The organism is Streptoalloteichus hindustanus, assembly GCF_900129375.1.
Classification (GTDB): domain Bacteria; phylum Actinomycetota; class Actinomycetes; order Mycobacteriales; family Pseudonocardiaceae; genus Streptoalloteichus; species Streptoalloteichus hindustanus.
This window is the reverse complement of the sequence record NZ_FQVN01000020.1, coordinates 1-23586: the sequence shown is the minus strand read 5'-3', so window position 1 is coordinate 23586 and position 23586 is coordinate 1. Positions and strand designations below refer to the sequence as shown.

Here is a 23586-nt window from a genome sequence, read left to right as displayed (position 1 = left end):
ACGGCTGATCGTGGCCACCGCCGAGGACGCCCTTCACCAGGAGAGCAGCGACATGCGGATCTCACGGGTCACACCGGGTTTGCCGGCGGTGGTGCTGATCGCGGTGCTGGCCACCGTCTCGGCACCGGGCGCGCCGGCCCGCGCGGGAACCGACCAGCCGGGCCGGCCGACCGTCCCGCCCCTGGAACAGCCGTCGGGGCAGGGGAGGTGCGCCCCTCGGTCGAACACGGTGCACCCGGGCGTGACCTGGGCGCAGCAACGCCTCGCCCCGCACCGGGTGTGGCCGCTGACCCGAGGCGCGGGCCAGGTCGTCGCGGTGGTCGACTCCGGAGTGGACGGACAGGTGCCGCAGCTGGCCGGGCGCGTGTTGCCGGGCAAGGACATCGTGTCCGGACAGGGCCGGGCCGACACCGACTGCTTCGGCCACGGCACGTTCGTCGCCGGGGTGATCGCCGCCGGCCAGGCCGAGGGCACCGGGGTTGTCGGCGTGGCCCCGGCGGCGGTCATCCTGCCGCTGCGGCAGACCAACGGCACCGACGGCAGCGCGGCCAGCATGGCGGCGGCGATCAGGGCGGCGGTGGACGCCGGCGCCAGGGTCGTCAACCTGTCGGTCACCTCCGCCCATCCCACCGCCGAGCTGGAGGCGGCGGTGGGCTACGCCAGCCAGCGCGACGTGCTCCTCGTGGCCGCCGCCGGCAACGACGCGGAGAACGGCAACCCCAGGTCCTACCCGGCCGCCTACCCCGACGTGCTGGCGGTGAGCGCGATCGCGGAGGACGGCTCCCGGGGCAGGTTCTCCGGTGTCGGCGACTTCGTGGACCTGGCGGCGCCGGGCGTCGACGTGATCGGGCTGAGCGCGGCGGGCACCGGCCACGTCTCCGCGCAGGGCACCAGTTTCGCCACCCCGTTCGTCGCGGGCACGGCCGCCCTGGTCCGGGCCTACCACCCGAAGCTGACCGCCAGGCAGGTCAAGCACCGGTTGGAGGCCACCGCCGACCGACCGGGGCGCGACGTGCCCGACCCGCAGGTCGGCTACGGCGTGGTGAACCCGCTCACGGCGGTGACCGCCGTGCTGCCGGAGGAATCCAGCGGTCCTCGGCGAGCCGACGGACAGCCGGTGGTGGTGCCACCACCGGTTTGGCCGCACACCGACAACTCCGGGCGGCTCGTCGCGGCGGTCGTCGCGCTCGGCGCGGTGGGGCTGGCCGGTCTGGCCTGGGCGCTCCGGAGCCTGGTGCCGAGGGCACGGCGGAGGAACTGGCGGGCGGCGGAGCGGGTGGAGTCGCCGTGAGCGCGACATCGGACATGACGACCACGACGAGGGTGATGGGGAGCGGGCTGTGAGCACGTTCGTGATCAGCCGTCCACCGCGCAGGCCGGGACCGCCGCTGCCGCAGGGCGAACTGGAGTTGCAGGAGCCGCCGGCGCTGCCCGAGGCGCAGGGCGCCGACGTGTCCTCCGTGCTGACCTACCTGCCGATGGGGCTCGGTTCCGGGGCGACGGTGCTGATGTTCGCCAACCCCGGCGCGAACAGCGGGATGTACGTGGCGTCCGGGCTCATGGCGCTGTCCACAGTGGGCATGGTGTTCAGCCAGCTCGGCCGGTCCTCCGGGGAGCGCAAGCGGAAGCTGAAGGGGGAACGCCGCGACTACCTGCGCTACCTGGCCCAGGTGCGCAGGCAGGTGCGCAGGGCGGTCGACCAGCACCGGGCCGCGGTCGACTGGGACCACCCGGAGCCCGCTCGACTGTGGACGGTCGCGGCGGGGCCGAGGCTCTGGGAGCGCAGGCCGGCGAACGCCGACTTCGCCGAGGTGCGCATCGGCACCGGGGAGCAGCGCTCGCTGCTCCGGCTGGTGCCGCCGCAGACGAAGCCGGTCGAGGACCTGGAACCGTTGTCGGCCGGAGCGTTGCGCCGGTTCATCCGCGCCTACTCCACGGTGTCCGGGGTGGCCACCGCGCTGCACCTGCGCGGGTTCTCCGGTGTCGAGCTGGTCGGCGCGCCCGCCGAGACGCGGGGTTTCGCCAGGGCGGTGCTGGCCCAGTTGGTCACCTTCCACGCGCCGGAGGACCTGCGGGTGGCGGTGCTGGCGAGCCCGGACCGGGTCGACACCTGGGAGTGGACGAAGTGGTTGCCGCACCTGGAAAGCACGCGGGCGCAGGACGCGGCCGGCGCCGCGCGGCTGTTCGCCACCGGGCACGACGAGCTGCTCGCCCTGCTGGGCCCGGACTTCGCGAACCGCGGCGAGTTCGAGCCGGACGCCCCCGTCAGCCCCGCGGAGCCCTACACGGTCGTGCTCTGCGACGGTGTGGTCCTGCCGGAGCACTCCAGGCTGGCCGCCGGCGGACTGCGCAACGCGCTACTGCTGGACGTCGGGGGAACGGCTGGCCACGAAGGGGCCTACCGGCTGAGCCTGGAGGTCGACCGGGACCGGCTCGCCGTCACGGGCACGGCGGACGGCAGGAAGCTGGCTGTGCCGGACTTTCTCGGTCAGGCCAGGAGTGAGTCGTTGGCCCGGTTGATGTCCCCGCTGCGCACCTCCGGCGCCGTGGACGCGGACGAGCCGATGGCCACCGACTTCGATCTGGCGCAGCTGCTGGGCATTCGCGATCCCCGCGCCTTCCCGGTGGACGCGCTGTGGCGGCCCCGGGCGCAGTTGTCCGCGCAGTTGCGGGTGCCGATCGGTCTCGGCGAGGACGGTTCGGTGGTGGAGCTGGACCTCAAGGAGTCCGCACAGGGTGGGATGGGTCCGCACGGCGTGCTGATCGGCGCGACCGGGTCGGGCAAGAGCGAGCTGCTGCGCACCCTGGTGGTCGGGCTGGCCACGACGCACTCCCCCGAAGCGCTCAACTTCGTCCTGGTGGACTTCAAGGGCGGTGCGACCTTCCTGGGCGCGGAGGAGCTGCCGCACACCTCGGCGGTGATCACCAACCTGGCCGACGAACTGCCGCTGGTCGACCGGATGCAGGACTCGCTGCACGGCGAGATGACGCGGCGGCAGGAACTGCTGCGCCAGGCCGGTCACTCCTCCCGGCTGGAGTACGAGAAAGCGCGTGCCCAGGGCGCGCCACTGGACCCGTTCCCCACCCTGTTCGTCGTCTGCGACGAGTTCAGCGAGCTGCTGGCGACCAAGCCGGAGTTCATGGAGCTGTTCGTGATGATCGGCCGGTTGGGGCGGAGCCTCGGGGTCCACCTGCTGCTGGCGTCGCAACGCCTGGACGAGGGCCGCATCCACGCGCTGGAGAGCCATCTGTCCTACCGGATCGCGCTGCGCACCTTCTCCTCCTCGGAGAGCCGCAGTGTGATCGGGGTGGCCGACGCCTACGAACTGCCCTCGGCGCCGGGGCACGGCTACCTGAAGAAGGACACGACGTCCCTGGTGCGGTTCAGGGCCGGGTACGTCTCCGGTCCGCTGTCCTCCCCCGTCGTCGAGGAGAATCCGGTGGAGCCACAGCAAGTCGCGCGGGAAGTGGTCCCCTTCGGCCCGCTCCACCAGCCATTGCCCACCCCGTCGCGGGCGGCGGAGGCGGAGCGGCCGCCCCACTCGCCGGACCAGTCCGAAGTGGACGATTCGGTCACCCTGATGGACGCGTTGATCCAGCGGATGCGCGGGCAGGGCCCGCCGGCCCGCCAGGTGTGGCTGCCCCCGCTGGCCGACCCGCCCAGCCTGGACGTGCTGCTGCCCGCCGTGGTGCCCGACCCGCACCGGGGTCTGGGCACGGCGGACTGGGCGGGCAGCGGCGCGCTGCGGGTGCCGGTCGGCGTGGTGGACCGGCCGTTCGAGCAGCGCCGCGACCTGTTGCTGGCCGATCTCGGCGGGGCGGCCGGCCACGTCGGCGTGGTCGGCGCGCCGCAGACCGGCAAGAGCACCCTGCTGCGCACCCTGGTGCTCTCCCTCGCGCTCACCCACACGCCCGCCGAGGCGCAGTTCTACTGCCTGGACTTCGGCGGCGGCACCCTGGGCGGCCTGGCCGGGCTGCCCCACGTGGGCTCGGTGGCCGCCCGGCTGGACCGGGACCGGGTCCGGCGCACCGTGGCGGAGCTGACCGACCTCCTGGAACACCGGGAACGCGCTTTCGCCGACCTCGGCGTGGAATCCATGTCCGCCTACCGGCGGGCACGCCGGAGCGGCGCCGGCGCCGACCGGTACGGCGACGTGTTCCTGGTGGTCGACGGGTGGTCCACGGTCCGGCAGGACTTCGAGGACCTGGAGTCGGCGATCTCCGAGTTGGCCGCGCGTGGACTGGGCTACGGCGTGCACGTGGTGGTCGCGGCCACCAGGTGGTCGGAGATCCGGCCCTGGCTGCGCGACCTCCTCGGCACCCGCTACGAGTTGCGGTTGGGCGACTCGTTGGAGTCCGAGGTCAGCAGCCGCGCCGCGGCCGGGGTGCCGCCGCTGCCCGGCCGCGGGCTGACCACGGACGGACTGCACTTCCTCGGCGCGCTGCCCCGACTCGACGGCGGCAGCTCCACTCAGGACCTCTCCGTGGCGACCAAGGGGCTGGTCGAGGAGATCGCGGAGTTCTGGCCGGGCGAGGGCGCGCCGGAAGTACGGCTGCTACCGGCCGAGCTGCCGGCCAGGGAACTGCCGCCCGCCGAAGGGGACCTGCGCGTCGCGCTCGGTCTCGACGAGCAGCGCCTTCGCCCGGTGTGGCACGACTTCGGCCAGGTGCCACACCTGATGGCGTTCGGGGACGCGGAGACCGGCAAGACCAACCTGCTGCGGTTGGTGGCGCGCGGCGTCATGGAGCGCTACCGCCCGGACGAGGCCAGAATCCTGCTCGCCGATCCGCGCCGCGCGCTGTTCCCCCTGGTGCCGGAGGAGTACCGGATCGGCTACGCGGTGGCCGGCGACACCCTGGCCGAGTTGGCGGGCAACGCCGCCGTGTCGTTGCGCGCACGCCTGCCCGGCGCGGACATCACGCCGGGTCGGCTGCGCAGGCGGGACTGGTGGAGCGGTCCCCGGTTGTTCGTCCTCGTCGACGACTACGACCTGTTCGTCGGCGGCATGGGCGGTGTGCTGGAACCGCTGGCCGAACTCCTGGCCCACGGCGCCGACATCGGTTTCCACCTGGTGGTCGCGCGCAGCACCTCGGGCGCGATGCGGGCGATGATGGACCCGGTGCTGCGCAGGATGTGGGAACTGGGCTGCCCCGGTCTGCTGTTCTCCTACCCGCGCGAGGAAGGCAAGTTCCTCGGCGAGGCCCAGCCGCGTCAACTGCCCGCCGGACGCGCCCAGTTCGTGACCCGCAGGAGCGTCCAGCTCGTCCAGACCGGATTCCTGGCCCAACCCGAAGAGGACTCGACGTGGTGACCACATCGGACTCCCCCATATGTCCACAGTGGACGGACAACGCGCCGGGCGCGGGTGAGCGGCGATGACCGCGGTCACCGACCCTGGCCTGTGCCGGCTGACCGTGCTGGCGCCGGACGGCCGCGCGGACTTCGCCGTCCCGGTGGACACCCCGATCTTCGACCTGCTGCCCGTCCTGGTCCGCCGGGCCGACCCGGACCGCGCCCACGCCGCCGCCGGCCGCGGCCACTGGGTGTTGCAGCGCATGGGAGACCCGCCCCTCGACGAGGAGGGCACCCCGCGGTCGCTCGGCCTGCGCGACGGCGAGGTGCTGCACCTGCGCCCGCGCACCGCGCCGCTGCCCCCGATCGACTTCGACGACGTGATCGACGGCGTGCGCACGGCCGTCGAGGGACGCCGCGACAACTGGCGGCCCGAGCTGACCAGGCGGCTGTTCCTCGCCCTCGGCGCGCTGGGGCTGGCCACCGCGCTGGCCGGCGTCGTCCTGCACCCCGGGGACGTCCTGCTGCGCTGCCTGACCTCCGGTGCGCTGGCCGTCGCCCTGCTCGGCGGGGCGGCGGCCGGTTCCCGCGCCCTCGGCGACGGCGTGGTCGGCACCCTGCTCGGCGTCGCCGCGGTGCCCTTCGCGCTGGTGTCCGGGATGCTGCTGCCCGGGGCGGTCGGGGTGACCGGCGCGCCGGCGATGGCGGCCGGCGCGGCCTTCGCCACCGCCGCCGGGATCATCGCCCTGCTCGCGACCGGCGCCGACACCCCGCTGTTCCTCGGGATCGTGCTGACCGGCGCGGCGACGGCCGGCGGCGGGCTGCTGTCCGCCGTCGCCGGGCTGACCGGGGCACAGGCGGCCGGACTGGTCGCGGGTGTGGCGTTCCTCGCCGGGGTGGTCGCGCCCAGCGCCGCCGCGCGCATGGTGCGGATCAGGTTGCCGCAGATCCCCACCGGCGCGGGTGATCTCGGCCAGGACGTCGAGCCGGTGCCGGAGCGGACCGTGCTGGCCAAGGCGGCGCGCGCCGACCAGCTCCTCTCCGCGATGTTCGTGGCGATCAGCGTGGTCTGCGTCGGGTGCTTCGCGCTGCTGGTGCCCGAACCGGGCTGGGCCCCGAGCACCCTCGTCGGCGTGGTGTCGGTAGCCCTGCTGCTGCGGTCCAGGGTGCTGGTCGGCGCGTGGCAGCGGATCTCGGTGGCGGCGGGCGGCGCCGTCGGACTGGCCCTACTGGTGCTCGGGTTGGTCGCCGGGCTGGCCCCGGTCGCGCGGATGGCGTTGGTGGCGGCGCTGGTCGCCGTGGCGGTTCTGCTGCTCACGGGCGCACGCCGGCTGCCCGGCCGCCGGCTGCTGCCGTACTGGGGGCGTGCCGCCGACATCGCCGAGACGGTGTCGGCGGTCGCGGTGGTGCCGGTGGCGCTCGCCGTGCTGGACGTGTTCTCGCTGGTGCGCGGGCTGGCGGGCTGAGGGCTGGCGGGGGCTGAGGGGAGGCGGTCGTGCAGAACAAGCGAGACCAGTTGCACGCGCACCTGTTCGTCGTGGGCAGGCTGGTGTCCGCGCTGGTCCGGGGCGAGCCGGACGCGCAGGAGACGCCCATGCGGCGGACCACCGTCGGCGCGGCGTTCGGGGCGCTGCTCGGCGTGGTGCTGATGGTGGGCTTCCTGGTGTACGGGCTGGTGGTGCGGGGCGGCGACGACTCCTGGCGGCAACCGGGTTCGATCGTGGTGGAGAAGGAGACGGGCAGCAGGTACCTGTTCCTCGACGGGACGCTGCGCCCGGCGCTGAACTACACCTCGGCGCTGCTGGCCGCCGGCGGCGGCAAGGCCGAGGTCCGCACGGTGCCCCGGTCCTCGCTCGACGGGGTGCCGCACGGCCTGCCGGTGGGCATCCCCGACGCGCCCGACGCGCTGCCCGCGCCACCGCGCCTCGTCACCGACTCCTGGCAGGTGTGCTCGGCCGCGGTCAGCTCCCCGGGAGCCGTCGACCGGCCGGGCGTCGCGGTGTCGGTGGGCCGGTCGTGGCCGGCCGAGGCGGTGCCCGAGGACCGGGCGGTTCCGGTCTCCACCCAGGACGGCGCGCATTACCTGGTGTGGCGCGGCAAGCGGATGAAGGTGGTCAGCCAGGCCGTGCTGGTCGCGCTCGGCTTCGGCGGCAGCCCGCCGGTCAGGGTCGACCCGTCCTGGCTCAACGCGCTGCCCGCCGGTCCGGACCTGACCCCGCCGGCGGTGCGCGACCGCGGCGCACAGGGACCGCGGGTGGCCGGGCAGCCCACCCGGGTGGGCCAGGTGTTCGAGGTGACGGTCACCGGCGGGGCCAAGGACCACTACCTGGTGCGCGCCGACGGGCTGTCCGCGCTGTCCGGCACGGATCTCGCGCTGCTGCTGGCCGATCCCGACACCGCCAGGGCGTACCCGGGGCAGCCGGTGCGACCGATCCCCCTGACCCCGGCGGCGGTCGCGGAAGCACCGAAGTCGGCGACCGCCCAGGGCGGCAGCGGCCTGCCCGGACAGCCGCCCGCGCCGGCGGCGGACCTGGACGGCAGGGCGCTGTGCGTGGAGCTGGGCTTCGCCGCGGAGGGCGCCGGCGCCCGGCTGGTCACCGTCGACCAGGGCCGGGTCCGGGTGGCCGCGGCCGGCCGCCCGGCCCGCGCCGGGGCCGCCGACGAGCGGACGGCCGACCAGGTGCGGGTGGCGGCCGGCGCGGGCGCGCTGGTCGTCGGGCAACCGGCGCCCGGCGTGCGCGCCGGCACGAAGTACCTGATCACCGATGTCGGCATCAAGTTCCCCCTGCCCAGCGACGAGGTGACGCGCGCACTCGGCTACGACGGCTCCGCGCCGGTGCCCGTGCCGACCTCGGTGCTGGCGTTCGTGCCCACCGGCCCGGCCCTGGACCCCGAGGCGGCCAGAACGCAACGGAGCACCCCATGACGACGGATCTCCAGCCGACCACCGCGCGGGCACCGGCCCCTCGGAGCTCGGCGTTGACGTGCGACCCGGTCGGGTCGGTGCTGCTCGCCCACCCGGTCGGCGTTCCGTCGGACGCGGCGGTGGAGTTGGCCCGGGCACTTCCCGCCGAGCGGGGACGCACGGTGGTCGTGGTCGACCCGGCCGCCGGTGACGACCCGGAACTGACAGTGCGACTCGCCGCGCTGCTCCCCGCCGGGCGGCCGGTGCGGCTGGTGCTCTCCCGCGCGGGCTCGGGCGGTGCCGGCGCGATGGCGAACCTCCTCGCCGAGCGGCTGCGGACGGAGGTCGTCGCCCCGGACGGTGTGCTGCGGCAGGTGCCCGGCGGCTCGGTGTTCGTGCTGGCCGACGGTGGCAGCGGCCGCTGGCTGTGGTTCCGGCCAGGAGAGCCACCGCGGCAGGGCGGCAACCGGTTCCCTGAGCCTGCCTGGGAATCTGGCCTTCCACCACACGCGGTGAAGATCGGGACCAGCTTGGTCGTCGAGCCGATCCCGGCCGGGTTGTGGCTGCACCACGGAGCTTTGGGGGCGCCGCCGTCTCTGCTCGACCTGCCCTGCGAAGCGGGCACCCTGACCGTGGTGGTCGGCGGCCCGAACTCCCGTGCCGTGGCGGTGTCCGAGATCTGCCACCTGGTGGAAGCGCTGCCGGCGGTGGCTCGGGCTCTGGTCGCGCTGGCGCCCTACGGCACCCATCAGCGCGGCGATGATTCGCTCGGCCAGCTCGTCGCGGACGCGCTCGACGGACCGGTGGCCGTGCGGGCCGGAGTGTCCACTGTGGACGGTGTGATCACCGCCGATGGGCGGCCGGGGTGGTGGCCGTTCGCCACGGTGCTCGGTTACTGGCCGCGCCGGGTGCCCATGCCGGGAGTGCCCAAGGTGCTCCGCTACCGTGCGCCGCTGCCGGGGTTGGACGAGATCCGCCCCGGGGCGTTCCGCCTCACCGACACCGTCGCGGTGGAGGTCGTCCAGTCCGGGCTGTGGGTGCGCACGGCCGGCGAACCGGTGGACGGCAGCGAGGTCCGGGCGGTGCCGCTCGACCCGGGGCACGCGCGGATCACCGTGGGCGAACCCGGTCGAGACCGGCCCGGCGAGCTGACCGAGGCGGCAGCTGACCTGGTCCGACACCTCGACCCCCTCACCCGGCGGGCGGTCCGGCTGGTGTTCGCACCGTCCGAACAGGACGAAGAGGAAGCACGAAGCGAAGAGCTTCCGCCGGGTTCCCTGGCAGCACAGCTGGCCGGAGAACCCGCCGCTCCGGCCACTCCCGAGCCGGCCACTCCCGAGCCGAAGCCGACCGACGAACCACCTCCGGTCGACGATCCGGCTTCGGTCGGCGAACCGGCTTCGGCCGACGAACTCGCTTCGGTCAGCGAGCCCCGTACCGCCGACGAGCCAGAGCCGGCCGAGGAGCCCGGGTCGGACCGGATCACCCGCGATCACCACAGCGAGCCGCGCGAGCGGGAATGGCTGCGCCGGACGCTGGGCTCCCGGTACGACGGCTACGCCGGCGCGGTGACGCGGTTGCTGGCGAACTGGCCGGGGCCACGCGCCGACGAGGACGGCCAGGACGCCGTGGTGACGGATCTGGTCGCCGTCCGGGTCTACGCGGAGGCCGTGGACCAGGGCTTCGACCGGGCGCAGCGCACCGGCCACCTCGGCGCGTTCCGACCGTACGCCGGGTGCGTGGTCTCCGGACTGCGCCGACTGCCCTCCTACCGCGGCCCGGTGCTGTGCTCGGCGGAGGTCGACCCCGAGCTGTGGGAGCAATACCGGCCGGGCGCGATCCTCACCGAGGACGGCTTCCTGCACGCCCTGGCCACCCCGTTCGTCTCGCTGCCGGGCAACGTCGAGTTCCTGGTGTGGGCGCTGACCGCGCGACGGATCGAGATGTTCACCGACGCGGAGGGGCCGGAGTACCGACGGGTGATCTTCCCACCAGGCGGCCGGTTCAAGGTGCTGGCGGTGCACGAGATCACCGGTGGAAACCTGCCCGCCACGCACCGAGTCCTGCTCCGCGAGGTCATCAGGGAGGAGCCGGACGGGCGCGACGCGTCCACACTGGACCGACTGTCGAGCATGGCGGCCAACCGCGACGCGGTCCCCACCCACCAGCAACAGAGCCTGGACAACCCGGGACGCTTCCACCACGCCATCGGCCTGCGCTGAACACAGCTGCGGACACGGAGGCTGACTACGCCCAGCCTAGGGTCGCGGGAAAGCCCAGCACATGGTGGAAACCCAAGCTAGGGCGGTGAACGCCAGCCCGAGAAGGCGATCGCGAGCATCACCCGGAACGCGATGCCACACACGGTGGCGCTCAGGCCCGCGAGAATGAGGCCAGCGCCGAACGAACTCCACGACGAGTTCAGTGGGCGGATGTTGAGCCGACATCCCCCGACGGAGGCGCCGAACGCGATGCCGGCTTAGTGATCAGTTCAGAATGAGCTCGCGTAGGCGGATGATCGAGCAGGCCAGGCTGAGCATCGCTTGGTGGACGTCGGCTCGTCGTTCGGTGCGGACGCGGAGTCGTCGGAAGTCTTTGATCCAGGTGAAGGTTCGCTCGACCGGCCAGCGGCGCCCATCCAGGCCGGAGCCGTGCTCCACACCGCGGTGGGCGATGAGCGAGGTGGTGCCGCGGTGCGGACCAGGCCAGTGGTACTTGTCGTGGTCGTAGCCGCGGTCGGCGTAGAGCCTGCATGTTCGACGGCGTGGTCGACGGCGTGGTGTGCCGACCACGCCTCGGATCGGCGGGATGGCGTCGATCAGTGGGATCAGTTGGGTGACGTCGTTGCGGTTGCCGCCGTCGGCGGGTTCGCGGCCGGGATGACGGAACCGTCGCGGGTGCACCGGGATCAAGGGCTCCAGACGGTCACAGCTGGTCGGTCAGGACCTTCTCACGCACGCGCTGATCTTGGTACGCCCTGTGTCACAGGCAAAGCCGGCACCCCAGCTCATTCTGAACTGCCTACTTAGGCGTAAAACGAGTCGAACCGGCTCCAACCGATCACCTCGCGGAGGGGCTGATGGGAGGCACACAGCACCAACATCAGGAGCAGGAGCGGTACCACGAGACCAACGGTTGCCGCCGCTGGTTGCGGAGGCAACCGTTGTCTGGGTTTCGTCATCCGCCCAGGGTTGTGGTTCGTCTGGTGCCTTCGCGCGCGTAGGACTACCGACTCGGAAAACTGATCTATCCGAGGTCGGGTGCCTCTCGGAGCTCGATGGTGGGGCCGGCGTGGTGGAGTTCGAGCGCGATCAGCTCGTTCACCCCTGGTCGCCACAGGGGCGCCGGTGCGTAGAGGGTGCGTTGTGGGCCGATGTCCCAGTACCGGCCGAGCAGAAAGCCGTTGAGCCACAACAGGCCCTTCCGCCATCCGGGTAATGCGAGAAACCCGTCCGCCGGCTGGTCGACGCGGAGAGTCGCGCGGTGGAACACCGGACCCGGCAGTGTCGGCGGTCGGCTGGAGAAGCGCAGGTGGCGGAGGTCGTCCAGGGGCAACGGGAAGATCTCCCAGTTGAACAGCGCCTGGGCGCCGAGCAGGACGTTGCCACGGATTCCCTTGGTGTCGTTGAGGTTCTGCCCGAAGTTGAGTCGCCCGCCGGCGTCGACCAGCAGCTCCAGCCGGGCGGAGTCGCCGGTGACCGCGACGTCGACGCCCTGGTCCGGCTTGTTGCGGTCGAGCAGCCCGATCTCCTTGCCGTCGAGGAAGACGAGCGCGCGGTCGCCCAGTCCCGGCACGCGCAGGCTTCGCTTCGCGCGCGGCCCCTGGACGGTCGTGCGGTAGTGGATCAGCCCGTGGGGCTGGCCCAGGCGCTCCATGGGGACGGGGGCCGCGACGCGGACGGGTTCGGCGAGTCGGCCGAGCGAGTCGAGCAGTCCGACCCGCTGCGTCGGCCGCACTGTCCGCGCCGGCAGCCGGGCAGGGCTCGCGGGCAGTGGCTCGTCGGGCAGGGTGACGTACTTGCCGATCACGGCGCGGAGCCGGTGGAACTTCTCGGTCAGCTCGCCCGACTCGCTCACGGGAGCGTCGTAGTCGTAGCTGGTGACGGTGGGCTGGTAGGTCCTGCTGCCGTCGTCGAAGTTGGCGCCGCTCCCCCAGCCGAAGTTGGTGCTCCCCGCCGCCATGTAGAGGTTCACCGAGCCGCCGGCGGCGAGAATCCTGTCCACATGGGACGCTTCCTTGGCGGGGTCCGTGACGTGGTGCTTCTCGCCCCAGTGGTCGAACCAGCCGTTCCAGAACTCGGTGCACCACAGCGGCCCGTGGGGCTGGTAGCGGCGCAGGGCGTCGAACGGCTCCTTCGGGTCGCCGGAGAAGTTCGCGGTGGCGAGCACGTCCGGCAGATTGCCGCCGCGCAGCATGTAGTCCGCCGTGCCGTTGGAGCAGAACAACAAGCTGTCGATGCCGTGCCGCCGCAACAGCTCCGCGATGTGCCGCAGGTGCTCCTGGTCGTTGCCGTAGCTGCCGTACTCGTTCTCCACCTGCACGGCGATCACCGGCCCGCCCCGGGATGCCTGGAGCGGCGCGACCGTCGGGATGAGGTGGGCGAACCACGTGTCCACGGCGCGGGTGTACTCCGGATCTCCGCAGCGCAGCGCCGTTTCCGGGTTGGCCAGCAGCCAGGGGGGCAGTCCCCCGAGATCCCACTCGGCGCAGATGTAGGGGCCGGGCCGGAACACCACCTTGAGTCCCAGCTCACCGGCGGTCCGGACGAACCTCGGCAGGTCGCGCCACCCGTCGAAGTCCACCTCGCCGCGTCGTGGCTCGTGGAAGTTCCACGCGACGTACGTCTCGACCGTGTTCAGCCCCATCGCCCGCAGTCGGAGCAGCCGGTCCCGCCACAGGTCCGGGTGGATCCGGAAGTAGTGGACGGCGCCCGAGACGATCTGGAACGGCTTGCCGTCCAGCAGGAAGCGGTCGCCGTCCACGGTCAGGCCGGAGGGGTGGCCGGCCTGGGCGAGCACGGTGCGCGGGCTTGCCCCAGCCACACCGGCGGAGGCGGCGACAGCGCCGACCGCGCCGACCGCGCCCAGGAAGCCCCGTCTGCTGACGCTGCTCATGTGCGCATCCCTTCGAGCAGTTGTGTTCGAAGATGTTGCTTATCGATCAGTCTTGAGCATCTCTGGGCAGTGGGCAACCGACTGTTCGTGGGAACCCCGTCTTCGTCCGCGCCCCCCTGGGCATCCGCGACCACCGTCCCCGCGCGTGTTCCCCAACCGGACGTGCCTGCGCCAAGATCGGGAGGAGTCCGTCGCCGACGGTCCCGGAGGAGGTGCCTGTGTCAGCGGTGTCCGTCGCCACCGACCCGGAGCTGGTCCGAGGCCTGCAGGAGAGAACCGCCCTGGCTCTTCCCGCGGAACGGGTGGAGCACGCGAAGGGCTGGTGGCTGCGCCACGCTCCCCGCTGTGCCTGGTGGGTGGGCACGGTGCTGCCCCACGGCGAGGCGGGGCCGGGCGAGTTGGAGCTCCGCGTCGCCGCGGCGGAGAAGTTCCACGCCGCTTACGGCACTGTCGCCCGGTTCCAGATCACTCCGGGCGCCTGTCCACCGGAACTCGACACACTGTTGGAAGAACGCGGCTACCGCTGGGAAAGCCCGATGTCGCTCCAGACCGCCTCGACCGCACACGTCCTGAGTCGACTGTCGGCGAACCCGCCCGGGGTTGAGGTCGACGACCACCCGACGCGCGCCTGGTTCGACGTCTGGCACGCCGTGCACGGACACGGCGGCAACCCCCGATCCGAATGGGACATGCTCGAACGCGTGGAACGGCCGTGCGGCTACGCGCGCGTGGTGGTCGGGGACGAGGTCGTCGCGGTGGGTCGTGCGGTCGCCGACACCGGCTGGGCCGGCGTGTTCGGCATGGCGACGCTCCCCCACGCCCGGGGCGGGGGCGCGGCCCGCCGCGTGCTGGCCGCCCTCGCGGACTGGGCCGGCGCCCACCAGGCCGACCAGCTCTATCTCCAGGTGGAACAGGACAACGTCCCGGCTCGCCGGTTGTACGAACAGGCGGGGTTTGCCGAGATCTGCGGCTACCACTACCGCACCGCGAAGTGATCCCCGGCACGACGACGTTCGCCCGCGTCGGAGTTGATCGTCGGAGTTGGTCGCTACCCTGCGCGGTGTGGGTGTCGTCGAGTGCGCGTTATGGGGTCTGTTCGGTGGTTTCGCCGTCGAGGGGCTGGACTTCGCCGGAGCCATCCGGCGCACGGGCGGTTGGCCGTGGAGGCAGCCCGGTGAGCCCGGCCCGGCGCCCCTCCTGATCTCGGTGGTCATCCGGCTCACCGTGGGCGGCGGCCTGGCCGCGGCGGCGGGCAGCGCCGGCCAGGTCGGCGGGCCCTTCGGCGCGCTGGCGATCGGCATCGCCGCGCCGCTGGTCGTGGCGCAGCTCGCCAGCCAGGTGACGCTGCCGACGGGGTCGTCGAACGCGCCCCGGAAGGACCAGTCCCCGCCCCGAGCCCGCAGGAAGCGAGCCGAGACCCGCGACGAACCTCCCACCGTCACCGCGAGAACAGGGAGCAACGATGCGGAGTGACTCCTTCTGGGGCCAGCTCGTCCGGGCGCTCGCGCGGAACACGCCCGCGTTCCGGTCGACGTCACCGGAGCCGACCCGCCCCGGCGCCGACGCCGAGCTGTTGAGCGCGCTCGCCCGGCAAACCCCCGCTTTCACCGGCGCTCCACCTGTTTCCGCCCCCACCGGGGAGAACGAGAAGGTCGTCGCTCCTGACCGCCGTTGGGAGGGCCTTGACGGCGTGGCGCGGCACGCCGCCTGCCTGGAGGCCGCACGGGCCGGGAACCAGGAGGCGTTGGCCGCCCTCGTCTCGGAGTTGACCCCCCTGATCTGGCACGTCGCACGGGGAAACGGAGCGAACCGAGGGCAGGCTGAGGACGTCGTCGCGACGGTGTGGCTCGGATTCTTACGCCAGATTCGGGAAATAGGCGGCACCCAGCTCCCGGGCTGGTTGATCAGAGTCGCGGCGATCGAGACGGAGCGCGTCCTCCGCCCCATGCGGCGGGCGTCCTCCCTCTCCACGCCACGCCGCATCGGAGGTGCCGGTGGAGGAAGCGACCCGGGTGGCGCGGCCGCCTTGCGCGAGGCGTTACGCCCGGGAAGCCGATGGGACGCGCTGCGCGGTGCGGTCGGCCGGCTGAACCGCACTGATCCGGTTCCGGACCGGCTGATCGCGCAGGTGCGCGCCTTCGTCCGTTGAGGACTGATCGACTGGACTGATCTCCCGCTGCCTCACCGAGGACTGTCGCGCCAGTCGACCGCGAACGCGCGAGCCGGGTTCCGGGTGAGGATCGCGGCCGCGACGTCGGCGCCGAGTTCCCGTTCGATCCTGGGACGCAGTCCGGTCAACAGGAACGGCATCCCGGGACCGTCCGCGGTGGACCGCGCGCCGGAGGTGACCGTGTCTCCGCCGAGCAGGATCTGGTGGGCGTGCCCGGCGTCGACGAGGGCGCGCAGGCTGGCCAGCAGACGCCAGTCGGTGCCGTGGTGCGGACGGGAAGGGCCGTCGAAGACCAGGAACGCCCCGGCCTCGGCGACCTGTTGGTGGATGGCCGGGTCCGGGAACCGGTGCACGTGGCCCAGGAGCACTCGGTCCGGGGCGACACCGTGTGTTCCGCACAGCAGATCGAGCACGTCCAGTGCGGCGGTGCCGGCCTCCAGGTGGACGCCGATGGGAGCTCCGGTGGCGTGGTGCGCGCCGGCAGCGGCGGCCATCACGTGCCGCGCGTGGTCGTCCAGGTGGTGGTACGCCCCGGCGACCTTGATCATCCCGGCCCGCACCGGCGCGCTGGTCAACTCGTGGACGAACAGCTCGGCCAGCTCGTCGACGCCGGGCGTCAGATCGGCCTGGCCGTAGTGCTTGGCCTGGTGCATCCCGGTCGCGGCGACGAGGCGCACGCCGGAACGCCGGGACAGGTCGGGCAGCGCATGGAGGTGCCGCCCCATCCCCCGGGGCGTCCACTGCACCACCGCCTGTCCGCCGGCGGCGGCGAAGGCGTCCAGCTCGGCGAGGGCGGCCCCGGGGTCGTCCAGTTCGTGCCCTGGCATCAGCGGGGAGCGGAGGAACAGGTGGTCGTGGGCGTCGCAGACACCCAGTTCCCCGGGCAGGACATCCCCGAGCACGGTTCGGATCGCGCCGGTCGTCGTGCCGGTCCCCGAGGCCGTCACCGTGATCGCCGTCGTCGCCGTGATCGTCATCGTGTCGCCTCCTGCTCGTCGGCGTTCTCCGCCTCGGCGAGCGCGGCGGCGGCCACGCGCAGCCCGGCCAGGGCCTTGGGCACACCGACGTAGGGCGCCAGGTGGACGAAGACCTCGACGATGTCCTTGCGGCTCATGCCAACCCGCAGTGAGGTCCGGACGTGGCTGGCCAACTGCGGGTCGACACCGCCGAGTGCGGTCAGGGCCGCCAGGTTCACCAACTGCCGGTCGCGCGGGGACAGCCCCTCGCGGAGATAGGTGCCGCCGAACAGGGCGGTGACGATCCAGTCGGGGAACCCGGGGGCGAGCTGGTCCAGGCCGGGCAGGGTCGCCTGCTGGCTGGCCCGGTCCTGCAGCAGGTCGAGCACCCGGTACGCCTCGTCGCGGTCCAGCCGGGCCGGGGTCAGCTGTTCCGGCAGCGACGGTGTCGTCGTCATGATCACGCCCTTGTCCGGGGTCGGTGCCGTCCCGCGCCGACCCGCTGTAACGGTTGATGCGTTACAGCGGACGCTAGCACACGTAACGACCAGAGCGTTACACTCGCCGGGTGGGGAAAGAGGACGCGCTCGCCTTCCGCTTCGACTGCGGCGCCGTGTGGCTGAACCTGCTCGCCACCCGGGGCCGCACGTTCAGCGCGAACCCCGTGGAGCGGCTCAGCACGCCGGAGCGGCTCGGCGAGTGGCTGGAGCACTGCGAGCTCACGCCGACCAGGGCGCCCAACGAAGAGGATCTCCGCCAGACCTGGCGCCTGCGTGAGGCACTACGCGCCCTCGCACTGTCCACTATGGACCAGACACCGCCGCCTGCGGACGCGGCAGCGGAACTGGAAACCTTCCTCAGTGGACACAGCAGCGCGATCCGGTTCACTGTGGACGACCGACTGCGGCGCGAACCCCCGGCGACGGTCGGCGACGCCCTCGCCCGCATCGCCCACCAGGCCGTGGACCATCTGACCAGCGCCGACCGGCACGCCCTGAAGAGCTGCCCGGAACACGACTGCCGAGGCGTGTTCGTCGACTCGGCCGGGCGCCGTCGTTGGTGCCCCTCGCCGACGTGCGCGAGCCGTGGCAGGGTCCGCGCCCTGCGCGCCCGCCGCACCGCGGCCGCTCCCGACAAATCCGATCTTCGTTGAGCCGCCCTCGCAGGCGGACAACCAAAAACGACACCGGCTCCAGGCAAGAGCCTGGAGCCGGCGCGTTCGTGCGCGCGTCTGCGCGCTTACTTGGTGGTGCTGACCTGGATCACGGTCCAACGCTGGTTGACGCCGGCGAGGTCGGCGTAGTGCCCGACGTAGGCCCCGTTCTCGGTCTTGGGTCCGATCACGTCCGCGACCTTCGCGGAGTGGACGCTGCGCAGCGCCACCGTGTTGTCCGCCGCGGTCGTGAACTCCCACTGCTGGGTGGAGCCGTAGTGGCAGCTGTACTGGACGATCGGGGTGGTGTTGCTCAGGTCACCGTAGCGGAGGTCCAGGCACTTGCCGGAGTTCCGGTTCTTGAGCGCGTACTTGTTGTCGCCCAGGCTCACCAGGTCCCAGATCTGCTTCGGCGCGCCGCCGATGCAGTCCCAGATCTCGGTTCCGGCCAGGTCCGCGTGCGCGTCCTGGTTGATGCCCGCGACCTGCAGGCACCGTCCTGACTGGACACCCCTGAGCGCGATCGCGCCCGGCGTCATGGTGAGGACCTTGTAGGCGATCGTGTGCCCGCCGTCGTTGCTCCAGTCGATCCGACCGCCCTGGAAGACGTTGCGACGTCCCTTGGGCAGGTCGAACTCGTCGGTGGTCGGGTAGCCCAGGTAGGACTTCTCCGCGCCGAGCTCGTTCCACTTGCCCCGGATGGCCCCGTACACCAGGTGCGCGCCGGTCGCGGGGTGCCAGTAGATCCCGCCGCCGCCCTGGCTGAAGTTGATGTACCGGCCCACGCCGTCCGACGTGGCGGCGGCCTCGTTCAGCGGGTACCCCAGGGGCCCGGCCTCGTACTTGAACTCGGCGAACTTCTTGTGGAACTCGCCGTGGATCGCCACGGCGCCGGTCTTCGGGGTGTAGTAGACCGACCCGGTGGCGAACCGCTGGAAGCGCCCGCCCTCGGTGCCGAAGGTGGTCTCCTCGCCGACGGGGTGGCCCAACGGCCCCTCGTGCCGGCCCAGGGACGCGAACTTCTGGTGGATCTCACCCCGCGTGGTCCGGATTCCGACCTTCGGCAGGTAGTAGATCGACCCGCCGGTGAAGTGGTTGAACCGGTTGCCCTCGCTGCCGAAGCCGGACTCGTCGGTCGTGGGGTACCCGAACGGCCCGGTCTCCCCGCCCGCCTTGGCCCAGGTCTCGCCGATCAGACCGTGGACCTCGTGGGCGCCGGTCGCCTGGCTCCAGATGATGTACAGGTTCTGACCACCCGCCCGGGGACGGTCGACCCGCACCACCTGCCCCTTGCCGTCCTTGGCCGGCGCCTGGTCGTTGAACTTCCCGCCGAGCGCGTTCGGCCCGCCCATCTCCACGAGCTTGTCGAGGACCGGACCGTTGTAGACCACGTGGACATCAGTTCGGACGAAGTCCCCGTGGTCGTTGCGGGTGCGGTAGAGGCGGCCCTTCTCGTACTCCCGGTACCCGAGGTTGTCCTTGTCCAGTACGGGGTCGCGCACCGGCTTGCCGAGGCTGTCCCTGAGCTTCTGGTCCGAGGCGTAGCGCCGGTCGAACGGGGTGGGCGGTTGGGGGGACTCGACGTTCCAGACCGCCGGACCGGCCGTGCCCTCGTCGTCCCGGACACCAGGAACGAAGAGGTACTTGTTCGGCGCGCTGACCGGAGAGATGACGACCGTGTTCCCGCCGCCCCGCACGCACCAGGTCGCCTCGACCTTGAAGGCGTTGGAGCCGTCGGAGGGGTCCACGCCGACGAAGGCGCGGTAGTGGCCTCCGGCGTTCTTGCGCCAGTGCAGGTAGTTGTTGGGACGAGTGACCGACTGGAACGAGAAGCAGGTCGGGTCGCTCAGCCCCGCCTCGATCTTCCACGCCTGCTCCGGGCGGTCACCCGGCTGCCATTCCTTCAGCACCGCGTCACCGTTGCTGTCGGTGAGGTAGATGTCCGGTCCGAGCGAGGTGATGGCGCGCAGGGACTGGGTGAGGTGCTGGTGCTGGCCGACCCGGACGAACCGCTCCCGGTCGACCGGGCTCCCGGCCAGGGCCGCGTCGGCGGCCGCGACCAACGCGGGACGCACCAGGCTCTTCACGGCCCGGGTGCGGATCTCGCCGATCTGGCGGATGTACTCGTCGTCGCGTTTCTTGAGCGCGTTCTCGATGTCGCGGAGGTGCGCCTCCTTGGCGCCCTTGTCGATGAAGTACTTCCAGTCCGCGGGATTCCGGCTGCGCACGGCGGCCTCGGCGGCGCCGTGGACCTCGGTGTCACGGGGAGCGCGGTTCCAGATCTCGATGACGAAGTCCTGGTCGCTCAGGTTGAGCAGGGCGTCGTCGGCCTTGATCCCCAGGGCGTGCCATGCGGCGTTCGCCTTGGCTTCACGGGACAGCGCCGCGGCCTTCTCGGCCTCGGTCTTGTCCTTGTCCTCCTGGATGAGGCGGTCGACGTCCTTCTTGTGCTCGTCGAAGACGCCGACCGTGAGGAAGGTCCACTGGGCCTCGGCGGTGCCCTTCAACGCCGCGCGCGCCGCTTCCTTGACCGCGGCGTCCTTGTGGTTGTCGGCGTTGAGTTCCAAGTGGACGATGAAGTCGTAGACCGACTTCGACAGCACCGCGTCGTCGACCTTGATGCCGAGAGCACCGGCGGCCTTGGCCTTGACCGCGCGGTCCTCCTCCTGCTTCTTGCGGCGCTCGGCGACGATCTGCTGGTCCTGCTTGTTCGCCGCGGCCATGCCGGTCCTGATGAAGGTGGTGCACTCGTCGTCGTTGGCCCCGAGGGCGGCGATGGCCGCCTCCTTCACCTTCTGGTGCTCGGGCTCCAGCGGGTGCGGCTTGTCCAGGTCGTCAGCCGCGTAGTACATGGCGGCGGTGAAGTTGCGGTCGTTGAGCACCAACAACTCCGGACCCGCGACGATGCCGAGCTCCGCCGCGGCCTTGCCCTTCTCCACATCGGTGGACTGAGGCGCCGGTGCCGCCGCGGGTTGCTGGCGTGCCGCGAGCTCGGGCTTGTCCGGCAACGTGCCGATCGCCAGGGTCAGCGGCTTCTGCTCCGCCGGGGACTTCGGGTCCCCGGAGCCGGCGGAAGCGGACGGATTCGGTTGCGGGGAAACAGGTCCGGGTTGGGCTGGCTGCTGGGCGGCCGCGGCCGACAGGGGTAAGGCCAGGCCGATGGTCGCGGCGAGCACGGCGCTGGCCGCGATCCCCCGCAACGCACGACGCGGCCGTGTCCCCGGCACCGCGGACTGACAGGATTTTCTCAAAGAAATCCCCCGTGACAGAGAAAAGAAACCAAATAGCGCGCGAACGCGGCCCGCGCCCCAGAATCGTTGACCGGGAGGAAATGCGGGTCAACCAGGTGGTTGAACCGTCACCGAACCGCAACCCGGCCGTGATGACAGATTTCCGACCACTGTGACCGGGATCACCATCCGCTGATCCCGGTCACGTGTTGTGCCATAGTCCAGCGGCTGGTAATCGCGTGACTCCGACACATTACTGGGGGGCGTTCGTGCGTTTACGTGTCACGTTTACCGGGCTCGCGGCGGCAACAATGATCTTGGTTTCCGGCGCGCCCACCGCTCTGGCCGCGCCGTTTCCCGCGGTCGAGGTGGAGACGCGGTCTGTTGGTATCGAGCAGTCGCCGTGGTATCCGATGGTTCGGCAGGTCGCGCTGTACCACTCCGAGGCGTTGGTGCGGGTCGCGGCGTGGCAGGCGTTGCGTTCGGATGAGGGCGAGCCCGCGTTGCGGCGGTTCGTGGCCTCGGGGTTCCGGGAGGCTCGGGAGCGGGCGCAACAGAACGCCGCGCGGAACCGGGATTTCGCCCAGCGCGTGGCCAACACCTACAGCCCGCAGTTCTCCCCGCGGGTGCACGCCGCCGCGCAACAGGCGCTCAAGGGCACGGATGCGGATCGGGAGCGGTTCGCGCGGACGGGGTTCGCCGAGGCCAAGGCGCTGGATGACGCGGCGCGGGAGGCGGATGAGCAGCACCGGCAGGTGATCGCGCAGGCCGAGCGGGACTTCGTGCGGCTGCTGGCGCAGAGTGATCCGGGTGAGCAGGTGCGGCTGGCCGCCCAGCACGCGATCCGCCCCGGTGCCACCGATGCCGATGTGCGGGCGTTCTACGCGACGGGGTGGATGGCCGCGGCGGCGGTGGATGTGGAGATCTTCCGTCTGCGGTCGCAGGACGCGGGTGTGCGGTTCCTGGCGGTGATCCCTGGATTGGTGGCGGACGCGCAGGAGGCGGAGCGGGAGGCGTTGGCCGCGGGTGATGCGGCCGCGGAGCAGGCGCGGGCGGTGGCGGCGCGGGCGTGGGCCACCAGCCGGGAGAAGGCCGAGGCGGCGCGGAAGGCGTGGGAGGACGAGCAGCGGTTGTGCGCCGAGCAGGCCCGGTACTGGCAGACGGTGATCGACCGGGCGAACACCGAGGCCGGGCCCGTGTGGTCGGCGATCGCTTCGGGTGCGAAGAAGAATCGTGACAACTGGACCGGGGAGAACACCTTCGCCGGTGACCAGTCGCGTCAGTGGGCGGATGTGTGGGGGCAGTCCCAGGCCGGTTACGACCGCATGACCAAACGCCCCTGAACAACGGAACCCCTTCCGAAATCCCGCTGAATCCCCGCCTGTTCCTACGAATTATGGGGCGTGTTTTGTGATGCGTAAGTTATCGCGAAGACCACGACGTGGAACGCTGGTCCCGAACTGGTTCCGCCGCGCCGTCGTGCTGATCTTGGCCACGGTGCTCACGGGTGCGGCGGCCGCGCAGGGGACGGCGGCGGCCCTTCCCACCGGATGGGTGGGACTGCGCGGTCAGTCCCAGTCGCCGGCGCAGGGTGCCACCGCCGAGAACAAGTCGTCCTCGTCGCCGGCCGAGGATCCGGATCAGGACGCGGTGTTGCGGCAGTTGCAGCTGGACCTGCTCGCCGACATCGCCGCGTTCGACGAGGACGAGGAAGTCCGGACCGCCGCCCGCGAGACCCTGAAGAAGGCCGAGGCCGGGGACGCTGGGGCGATCCAGCGGTTCTTCGACCACGGGCAGCAGGACGCCAAGGCCCAGGCCAGGAAACGCAAGGACGAGGCGGATGCCCGTAACCGTGCCCTGATCGAGTCCCTGGCGGGGACGGGTGGTCCGGTGTTCAACGCCGCGGTGGAGCGGGCGTTGAAGGGCAACGCCCATGACCGGGCGGACTTCCTGGCGTTCGGGCGGGACATCGCCGCCGAGCAGGACCGCCGGGACGGCGCCTACGACAAGGAACTCAAACAACGCCGCCGCGCGCACGTGCAGCTGGCGGCCGACCGGGGCACCCCGGAGGTCTCCGCCGCGGCGAAGGCGGCGTTGGCGGCGGGCGATGCGGCGATTGAGGAGTTCCTGAAGACGGGCTACCTGGCCGCGGCGCAGCGGGACGCGCAGGCGCGGGACAAGCAGCTGGAGGAGTTGGAGCGCAAGCGCAAGGAGGCCGAGGCGGCCTCCGAGGCGGCGCAGCGGACCGCGCGGGCGATGCGGGCCCGCCAGAACCTCCTTGCCGCGCATGCGGACGGGGTGCGAGCGTTGGAGCGCGCCGCGAACGACATGACCTCGGCGGCGAACGTCTCCCGCGAGGCCGCCCGGACCCTGGCCTCCGATCAGGCCGGGGGCTCCTACCACCCGGAGTTGTATCAGCGGGCCAAGGACGAGGTCGCCCGTTTCGTCGGCTACGCCGTGAAGGACGCGCAGGACGCCAGGGCCGCGGCGGCCGGGGCAGGCACGCAGGTGGACATCCTGGTGCAGAACGGGATGCCGCACGGGGCGCAGTGGGCCAAGGTCGTGCAGGGCATGGCCGGCTCGGCCGAGGCCGCCAAGGGCGCGGCGGAGACCGCGGCGCACGCGGTGGACGCGATCGCGGCGGAGGCGGCGGCCACGGATGCCGCGGGCAAGGCCAAGGCGCATGAGGAGAACGCGAAACGGTGGCGGGCCAACGCCGAATCGCACGCCGCTGCCGCCGCCCGACTCGCACAGGCCGCGCAGG

14 protein-coding genes and 2 pseudogenes are annotated in these 23586 nt (G+C 72.1%); 11 read left to right on the top strand and 5 right to left on the bottom strand.

Annotated elements, in window-relative coordinates:
* The first annotated feature begins 52 nt into the window (after positions 1 to 52).
* From mycP to BUE43_RS31520, 5 genes are all read left to right on the top strand, one after another.
* The gene (gene mycP / locus BUE43_RS31540; RefSeq protein ID WP_083960376.1) at positions 53 to 1291 is read left to right on the top strand and encodes a type VII secretion-associated serine protease mycosin; all 1239 of its coding nucleotides are present in this window, start codon (positions 53 to 55) and stop codon (positions 1289 to 1291) included.
* Positions 1292 to 1340: 49 nt separating this feature from the next.
* On the top strand, positions 1341 to 5312 hold the full coding sequence (gene eccCa, locus BUE43_RS31535) for a type VII secretion protein EccCa (protein ID WP_073490012.1): 3972 nt from the start codon (positions 1341 to 1343) through the stop codon (positions 5310 to 5312).
* A 64-nt stretch (positions 5313 to 5376) separates the two neighbouring features.
* On the top strand, positions 5377 to 6759 hold the full coding sequence (eccD, locus tag BUE43_RS31530; RefSeq protein WP_073490011.1) for a type VII secretion integral membrane protein EccD: 1383 nt from the start codon (positions 5377 to 5379) through the stop codon (positions 6757 to 6759).
* Between the two features lie 29 nt (positions 6760 to 6788).
* A complete protein-coding gene (gene eccB, locus BUE43_RS31525; RefSeq protein ID WP_073490010.1) occupies positions 6789 to 8219 on the top strand; it encodes a type VII secretion protein EccB in 1431 nt (476 codons plus the stop codon).
* Positions 8216 to 10420, top strand: coding sequence for a hypothetical protein (locus tag BUE43_RS31520; RefSeq protein WP_073490009.1), 2205 nt, complete (start codon positions 8216 to 8218; stop codon positions 10418 to 10420). The genes eccB and BUE43_RS31520 overlap by 4 nt, the downstream gene beginning before the upstream one ends.
* A 264-nt stretch (positions 10421 to 10684) precedes the next feature.
* Here BUE43_RS31520 and BUE43_RS31515 read toward each other — a convergent pair.
* Together BUE43_RS31515 and BUE43_RS31510 are read right to left on the bottom strand one after the other, a co-directional pair.
* Positions 10685 to 11056, bottom strand: a pseudogene (locus tag BUE43_RS31515) (transposase); the annotation flags it as partial.
* 388 nt (positions 11057 to 11444) lie between these two features.
* A complete protein-coding gene (locus tag BUE43_RS31510; RefSeq protein ID WP_083960368.1) occupies positions 11445 to 13313 on the bottom strand; it encodes a glycoside hydrolase family 35 protein in 1869 nt (622 codons plus the stop codon).
* A gap of 218 nt (positions 13314 to 13531) precedes the next feature.
* On the opposite strand from BUE43_RS31510, the gene BUE43_RS31505 reads away from it, so the two are divergent.
* The 3 genes from BUE43_RS31505 (at position 13532) to BUE43_RS31495 (ending at position 15462) form a co-directional block, all read left to right on the top strand.
* The gene (locus BUE43_RS31505; protein WP_327083657.1) at positions 13532 to 14308 is read left to right on the top strand and encodes a GNAT family N-acetyltransferase; all 777 of its coding nucleotides are present in this window, start codon (positions 13532 to 13534) and stop codon (positions 14306 to 14308) included.
* Between the two features lie 67 nt (positions 14309 to 14375).
* On the top strand, positions 14376 to 14786 hold the full coding sequence (locus tag BUE43_RS31500; RefSeq protein WP_073490007.1) for a hypothetical protein: 411 nt from the start codon (positions 14376 to 14378) through the stop codon (positions 14784 to 14786).
* On the top strand, positions 14776 to 15462 hold the full coding sequence (locus BUE43_RS31495) for an RNA polymerase sigma factor (protein ID WP_073490006.1): 687 nt from the start codon (positions 14776 to 14778) through the stop codon (positions 15460 to 15462). Before BUE43_RS31500 ends, BUE43_RS31495 begins: the two co-directional genes overlap by 11 nt.
* A 32-nt stretch (positions 15463 to 15494) precedes the next feature.
* Here the strand turns inward: BUE43_RS31495 and BUE43_RS31490 are convergent, their stop codons facing one another.
* Positions 15495 to 16460 carry a phosphotriesterase family protein gene (locus tag BUE43_RS31490; protein ID WP_073490005.1) on the bottom strand — a complete coding sequence of 322 codons (966 nt, stop codon included), beginning with the start codon at positions 16458 to 16460 and terminating at the stop codon, positions 15495 to 15497.
* Entirely contained in the window at positions 16457 to 16897 is a 441-nt protein-coding gene (locus BUE43_RS31485) for a carboxymuconolactone decarboxylase family protein (RefSeq protein ID WP_073490034.1), read from the bottom strand. The genes BUE43_RS31490 and BUE43_RS31485 overlap by 4 nt, the downstream gene beginning before the upstream one ends.
* A gap of 110 nt (positions 16898 to 17007) precedes the next feature.
* Between BUE43_RS31485 and BUE43_RS31480 the strand changes: the two genes are divergently transcribed.
* The gene (locus tag BUE43_RS31480) at positions 17008 to 17592 is read left to right on the top strand and encodes a CGNR zinc finger domain-containing protein (RefSeq protein ID WP_073490004.1); all 585 of its coding nucleotides are present in this window, start codon (positions 17008 to 17010) and stop codon (positions 17590 to 17592) included.
* 86 nt (positions 17593 to 17678) lie between these two features.
* Here BUE43_RS31480 and BUE43_RS31475 read toward each other — a convergent pair whose 3' ends face one another.
* Entirely contained in the window at positions 17679 to 20792 is a 3114-nt protein-coding gene (locus tag BUE43_RS31475; protein WP_073490003.1) for an RICIN domain-containing protein, read from the bottom strand.
* A gap of 443 nt (positions 20793 to 21235) precedes the next feature.
* On the opposite strand from BUE43_RS31475, the gene BUE43_RS34520 reads away from it, so the two are divergent.
* On the top strand, positions 21236 to 22165 hold the full coding sequence (locus tag BUE43_RS34520) for a hypothetical protein (protein ID WP_073490033.1): 930 nt from the start codon (positions 21236 to 21238) through the stop codon (positions 22163 to 22165).
* 70 nt (positions 22166 to 22235) lie between these two features.
* Positions 22236 to 23586: pseudogene (locus tag BUE43_RS35740) on the top strand (hypothetical protein); the annotation flags it as partial.